This is a genomic window from Micromonospora sp. ATA51 (assembly GCF_016802855.1).
Taxonomy (GTDB): domain Bacteria; phylum Actinomycetota; class Actinomycetes; order Mycobacteriales; family Micromonosporaceae; genus Micromonospora; species Micromonospora sicca.
Map to the genome: position 1 here is coordinate 1 of NZ_JAEVHJ010000346.1, position 6,726 is coordinate 6,726.

The window sequence follows — 6,726 nt, forward strand, 5'->3', positions numbered from 1 at the left end:
AAGGCCGTGCGGGCCCATCCTGACGTCACAATCATGATCGTCCCGCACGGCCACCTTCATGATCGACCCGGGTCTTTCCTCTACCGCGCACCAAGCCGTTACCTCTGCCGTGGAAGCGCCGTCGGGAAGCGCCGAGATGAGGTTCCGGCGAGGGTGTGCCCGCAGCGCTGCGGGCACACCCTTTCTCACGGGTTTGGGCGGCGAAACTGCTGGGTCTCGTCGCTCACGTTGCCGGACCGCTACGTGCCGCGCTGCCGGCCCTGGGTGCCGAACACGGACGACTGCGGTATCACCTGGGTGGGCTGTGCGCCCCGGTCGGCCATCTGCCGCTCGTAGTCGGCGCGGCCGGCGCCTTGCGCCTGCCGCTGCTCGCGGATGGCCCGGGACTCCTCCGCCATGCGGTCGAGCCACCGGTCCCAGCGGGTCTGCATCGGCTTCACGAGGCCACCGCCGACGCCGATGATCAGGATGCCGGCTACGGTGGCGAGGAACGCGATCAGTACCGGCGTGGTGACCGTGGTGGCGATGCCCACCTGGTTCAGCGCGGCGATGATGCCGAGCGCCAGGATGAAGACCGCCGCCAGGTTGGCCAGCACCCGCCCGTACGAGAGCCCGCCGAGCGCGCCGGTGACCAGGTCCCGCACCGCGTTGGCGATGGCGGCGGCGACGACCACGATGACGATCGCCACGAAGGCTCGCGGCAGCCACGAGATGACGCCCCGAATCAGGTCACTGATCGGGTTTGGTCCCCAGACCCCGAAGGCGAGCTGCAGGGTGAACAGCAGGACCGCGTAGTAGGCCAGTCTGGCCAGGATGTCGCTGGCGTCGTACTTGGTGCGTTCGAGCGCGCGTTTCACGCCGCCTCGTTCGACCGCGCGGTCGAAGCCCACCCGTTCCAGTACCTTGTCCACGATCTTCAGGACGGCGCGGGCGACGAGCCAACCGATCACGAGGATGACGATGAACGCGACCGCCTTCGGAACGAAGAGCAGCACGGCCCGCCATAGATCGACCAGGGCACTGCCGATGTTGACCTGGTCGACCGCGAGGGTTTTCTGCATGATGTCCCTCCTGTCGCATGAACTGCGATCCCCCGCATACCCGGTCGGTCCGCCGGCACGCCGCGCCGACTCGCGGAATCCCGACAGGCCATGGGCGAAGAGGTAGCGGCTGGCCGTGTGCCATATGTGCGCTGGGCGGTGACTTGCCCGCTGCAACCAAAGGTGAACGAGGCGCGATGGTGAACCCCGAGTTCGTCGGCTAGAACCCTAGCCTGACGGGCGGACGGGTCGTGTGACCCGCACGCCCATGGGCGCCTGCTCGAGGAGTGCCTCGGCGCTTACCGCCGGCGGCGGCTGGGCTCCGGGATGTTCGTCTCGACCTCCTCGTGGCGGACCTGCTCGTCGATCGGCTGGTCCTCGACCACCTCGTTCTTGGTCAGGTGGACCCGCTCGACCGGCACCCGGTCCTTGGCCACCACCGGATGCTCGGCGCGCAGCTGCATCTCCTGCTGCGCCTCACCGATGTCGGCGCGAACGTTGCCCGCGTCCGCGGCGGTGATCGGCTCGCGCTCGACGTACACCTCGTCGTGCTCGACCGGCACGGTTGTGTGCACGTTCTCGGTGACCATCTTCTTGCGCAGTACCGCCTTGCCCGCAGGCTGGCTTTCCGTGCCCACCCGCAGCCGTTCCTCGGAGCGGATCAGTTCCTCGCGGGCCTGCGGCGTCTGCTGCGGCTGCATGCGGTAGTGCGCGTACAGCTGCGCGGTCTGCTCGGCGGTCAGCGGCTTGTCGTTGCCAGGCTCGACGCTCGGGGCGCTTTGGACGGTTGCCTTGTCGTAGGCGACCATCAGCTTCCCCTTCTGCATCTGCGCGTTGCCCAGCGGGGCCATGGGCTCAGGGCCGCCGCCGGTTTGCACGCTCACCCAGGCCGGGTAGCCCGCAGTGGCCCACACCTGGCGGACCTTGCCGATCTTGGCACCCGACTGGTCCTGGACGTCCTGGCCGTACAGCGAACGCACCTGCTGTTCAGTGAGTTGCACGAGTCGTCCTCCTCTCGCCTGTCACCGCCCCGCGTACCCGACGAGCCCCCGGCCATTCGCCGCCCCGGGGCGCCTACCCGACGGGGACGAGCGGACCGCGCGGCCGACCAGGCATAACGATTGCAGATGTGGGCATTCACGCCCACCCTGCGGCAAATGCGAGGGAAGGAGAAGACATGAGCACTTATCCCATCCAGCCTGCGGCAGCCGGCCCCCGGCGCAGCGGCGAAGACTAGTCCCGCTGCCGCCTTCGCGCTGGTGTTCGGGGTCGCCGCCCTGGTCTGCGTGCTGACCGCCATCTTCGCCCCCGTGGGACTGGTGCTAGGGATCATCGGGCTCATCCTCGGCATCGTGGCACTGCGGATGACCCGACGCCCCGGCGTCACCGGCCGCGGCGTCGCGATTGGCGGCCTGGTCCTCAGCGTGATCGCCGTCCTGGTAGCCATCGCGTTCGCCGCCGGTGTCACCACCTTCCTCAACAACAAACAGGCGGTTGACCGCCTCGAACGCCAGGTCGAGCACCTCCGCGACAAGCTGCCTCACTGAATCACCACAACGGCGGCGCCCGCCGGTACCAACGCTTGATTGTCCGACTTGGCCGCTGGGGTCATGTACCTGATCGGCGGACCTGTGGCGACCAGCCGGGGTCCCTGCGCCGCCGCTGGATGAGCTGCCGTTTCCCGTCTAGGAGGGGCGGCCATGAGTGAGACTGGAGCCGGGACCCGTCGGGTTGGTCTCGCATGTTCACTCGGCACTTCCGAGCAATCACGATCACGTCGTTCACCGCCGGTGGGCTGACGAGGGCGGCGCGCGCAGACATTTTCGGACGGTTCGGTGGCTGAGCGCCGAACGCAGCGGGAGTCGCGGCTTGCGATGGTGCACGCTTGGCTCGGGATAGGCATCGTTGGCCTTGGGCCCGCCGCGGACGGTGGGCAGCCCAGTGCCTGTGCCCGGTTGCGGCTGACGGCGTCGGACCGGATATGCCAACTGGTGCGGCTTATGGGAGTAATAAGGGTGAGCGACACTAATCTTGGTGCCCGCAGCGGGCGGGGCAGTGAGTACGCTGACCTGTCCCGCCTGGTGCGGGGTGCTGGGCTCCTCCACCGGCGGCCCGGCCACTACGCGTTACGCATGGGGCTGGTGCTCGGGTGTCTCGGCGTGGCGGGCGTGGTGTTGGTCCGGCTCGGGCAGTCGTGGTGGCAGACCGTGGTCGCGGCGTTCCTTGCGGTGATCTTTGGCTCAGGCGGGGTTCATCGGCCACGACGCTGGGCATCGGCAGATCTTCCGCTCCCGCACTGCCAACGACGTGGTTGGCCTGCTGTTCGGCAACCTGCTGATCGGCCTCAGTTACGGATGGTGGGTGGACAAGCACAACCGGCACCACGCTCACCCCAACACTGAGGGCCATGATCCGGACATCGTGGTGGCGCCCCTGTCGTTCACCCCGGGGCAGGCCGAGGCGCGGCGCGGTCTCGGCGCGGTGTTCGTCCGGCACCAAGCCACGCTGTTCTTCCCGCTGCTGCTGGAGGGCCCGCACCTGCACGCCGCCAGCGTCAAGGCTGTGCTCGGCCGCGGCCGGCTCAAGCATCGCCCGATCGAGGCCAGCCTGCTCGCCCTGCACATCGTCGGCTACCTCACGGCCGTGTTCCTGCTCCTGAACCGCCCGCAGGCGATCGTGTTCATTCTGGTCAACCAGGGCCTTTTCGGTTTGTACCTGGGTTGCTCGTTCGCGCCCAACCACAAGGGGATGCCCATCCTCAGCGAGGCAGGTGCCCTCGACTATCTGCGGCGGCAGGTGCTGACCTCCCGCAACGTGCGCGGTGGATGGCTCATCGATGTCCTGCTGGGCGGGCTCAACTACCAGATCGAGCACCACCTCTTCCCCAGCATGCCCCGACCGAACCTGCGCCGCGCCCAGCCACTGATCCGCCAGTTCTGTATAGCGCACGGCGTCCCGTACCACGAGACCACGCTGACCCGGTCCTGGGCGCAAGCGCTGCAGCACCTGCGGACGGTCGGCAAGCGACCGACCCAACCGGGAACCGACAGACACTGAATGCGGGCCGCTACTGTCGCTGCTCAAACTGCCGCTGTCACACTCCTGTCACGTGGTTGCCGACAGGGCATACCCGCTTCCCCTCCCGCGACCCGCTGCGCGGACCTTGCATGTTCAGGGGCATCCGCGCCGAAATGGCGGCGATCAGGGCACCCGTAGGCGACGTTCTGGTCCGCGGACCCGAGCCGCCGTCCATGATGACCCGAGCCATGACCCGACTCATCCGCGCCGACCTGATCGTCATCGACGACATCGGCCTACTCCCGGTCGGGCCGGTCGCGGGTGAGGGACTGCAGCCCGGATGACCCGTCTGCCGCCTCGCTGACCTCGAACCCGTCCGCTTCCCGCGCACGGTCATGCGGATCTTGGGCTCGTCATCAATGACGAGAAACGCGCAGATTGCTCATCGTGCTCGCTTTCCACGGCAGGGGCTGGCGCGGCCGCGGATTCCCCGGCGGCGGCCTTCAGGTACAGCTCCTCGAATGTACGCAGCGCGTGGCCAAGGTCGTGCGCAGCGATGATCCGCCGGCTAACCGCTCCCATCTGGGCGCGAGCCGACGCGTCGTCCAGCAGGGCGGCCAGGTGCGCGGCGAGGGCGTGAATGTCTCCTGGCGGATAGAGGTAGCCGTTACTGCCGGGTCGGACCAGGTGCGGCAGCGCCATGGCGTCGGCCGCGACGATCGGCTTGCCGGCGGCCATGGCCTCCATGGTCACTAGGCTCTGCAGTTCGGCGGTGCCGGGCATGCAAAACACGTCGCAGCGGGCATAGGCGTGCAGGACCTCCTGGTCGCTGACGAGGCCGTGGAAGGTGACCCGATCCCAGATGCCGAGCTGGCGCGCCAGATCCTCCAGCACCCGGCGGTGGCAGCCGTCGCCGACGATCTCGCCGATGGCCTGCAGCCGCTCAGGCAGCAGCGCCAGCGCGTGCAGCAGCTGGTCGACGTTCTTCTCCTGGTCGAGCCGGCCCACGAACAGCACACGCCGCCGCCCGTCGCCGCCGTCGGGCGGTGGCTGAGCGAAGCGGTCCAGGTCGAGGCCGCAGGACACCGGCTCGGCGGCGCAGCGCAAGCCCTTCTCGTGCAGAAGTTGCACCGCCCGTGGGGTGGGAGCGGTGACGATGTAGGCGCGGTGAAAGACACGTACGAGGTCGCGCCAGGCGAGCCGGCAGGCCACACCGGCGAGCCAGGCGGGAAGCCGGGCGTAGCCGAGGAGGTTCTCCGGCATGAAATGGTTGGTGGCCACCACCGGTATCCGGCGCCGGCGCGCGGCGGCGGCCAGGCCGCGGCAGACCGGGAAGTGGGACTGGATGTGCACCACGTCGGGGGCGACTTCGTCCAGCAGGCGCGCTGCTGGCCGGGCTACCTGCCACGGCACGCACACGCGGAACGTGGGATGAAACGGGGTGCGGTGGGACACGAGCCGGTGCACCATGAGCCCCTTCTCCAGAGTGCTGCCCGGACCGCTCTCCCTCGCCGGGCAGATCACATGCACCTCGTGCCCACGGCCAAGCAGCCCGGTGGCAAGCCGGTGGGTGAAGTTCGCCGCGCCATTGACATCCGGCAGGTAGGTGTCCGCGCCGATGACGATGCGCTGGCGTCGGAGGCGAGGTCTGTTCATGACGGACTCCAAGTCGTGGTGCAGGCCGGCCGAATGGGTGCCGATCTGGGCGAGGTGAGGAAAGGGGACGGAACGGGTGATGTGCAGCACCCCCACCACAGCCACGGCCGAACAGGTCGTCGACAGCCCGGTCGCGGCCCGGCAGCCTGGGCGCGTTGTGTGAGCCAGAAGCCAGTGAGCCCGGCCAGCATCAGCCCGGCGAGGGTGGCGCACAGCGGGCCGCTGAAGCCGTGCGCGGTGAACTCCTCGCCCGCGGCCCGCATTCCCACGGACACAGAGCCATATGCAGCCCCGGCGCCAACGGCCTGCGCCACACACCGCCGGTCGGGCAGCAGCCGGGAAAGCCCGCGGCCCACAGTTGGGCGGGCCGCCCCGCCTCGGCGAAGGGCGCCTGCAGCCGCCTCGTGTTGCAGGCGCGCCCCCGCCGCACAGCAGCAGGCGCCCAGCACGGCCAACACGACGGCGAGCGCGGCCACCACCGGCTCCGACCCGGCAGCGCGGCGGCAACACGCCATGCAGCCGTCGGCCGGCGCCATCGCCACCCAGAACATGCGCTTCTGCGGAGACGCCGTACTGGTCGGCCCCGGCAGTGTATGACGGAAGGGGCAGTGCCGTGTCAATCGAGCCAATGCTCCGTCCGCCGCCCGGCCACCGGGTTTACCTCACTCTTGCCTGGGAACGACCGCACCGCTGGGGGCGCTTGGCGGGCGGTCTGGGCCAGCGGTGACCGCCAGTCAGGCCCGGGAGGCCGGTGGCGTGAGCCCGCCGGTCTTCCTTGCTCCCGCAACGGCCGCACCGGAGGTTGCACTCCGGGTTCAGCACGGCAGGTGGTTAGTCGCGCTTCGGTGGAGCTGGCACGAGTCTCACCCACGCGGCCTTGCCGCTGTGGTGGTCGGCGAGGCCCTCCGCCCTTAGAGCCTGGTAAATAAGGGTTTCAGGTGTTTTGGTGGCGGGCGAGGCGGCGGGTCATGACGATGATCATGGCCCATTGGACCATCGCGGCGTGGTGGTC

General features: G+C 69.1%; 4 protein-coding genes and 1 pseudogene. 2 read left to right on the forward strand and 3 right to left on the reverse strand.

Annotation, left to right across the window (positions count from 1 at the left end; all coding sequences use genetic code 11):
- Positions 1 to 239: 239 nt before the first annotated feature.
- A complete protein-coding gene (locus JNW87_RS32470) occupies positions 240 to 1,061 on the reverse strand; it encodes a hypothetical protein (protein ID WP_109805322.1) in 822 nt (273 codons plus the stop codon).
- Positions 1,062 to 1,339: 278 nt separating this feature from the next.
- Positions 1,340 to 2,041, reverse strand: coding sequence for a DUF2382 domain-containing protein (locus tag JNW87_RS32475; RefSeq protein ID WP_109805323.1), 702 nt, complete (start codon positions 2,039 to 2,041; stop codon positions 1,340 to 1,342).
- Between the two features lie 258 nt (positions 2,042 to 2,299).
- On the opposite strand from JNW87_RS32475, the gene JNW87_RS32480 reads away from it, so the two are divergent.
- Positions 2,300 to 2,587, forward strand: coding sequence for a DUF4190 domain-containing protein (locus JNW87_RS32480; protein WP_236648502.1), 288 nt, complete (start codon positions 2,300 to 2,302; stop codon positions 2,585 to 2,587).
- A 453-nt stretch (positions 2,588 to 3,040) separates the two neighbouring features.
- A pseudogene (locus tag JNW87_RS32485) lies at positions 3,041 to 4,097 on the forward strand (fatty acid desaturase family protein).
- A gap of 354 nt (positions 4,098 to 4,451) precedes the next feature.
- On the opposite strand, the gene JNW87_RS32490 reads toward JNW87_RS32485, so the two are convergent.
- Positions 4,452 to 5,810, reverse strand: coding sequence for a glycosyltransferase (locus JNW87_RS32490; RefSeq protein ID WP_238454993.1), 1,359 nt, complete (start codon positions 5,808 to 5,810; stop codon positions 4,452 to 4,454).
- Positions 5,811 to 6,726 lie beyond the last annotated feature (916 nt).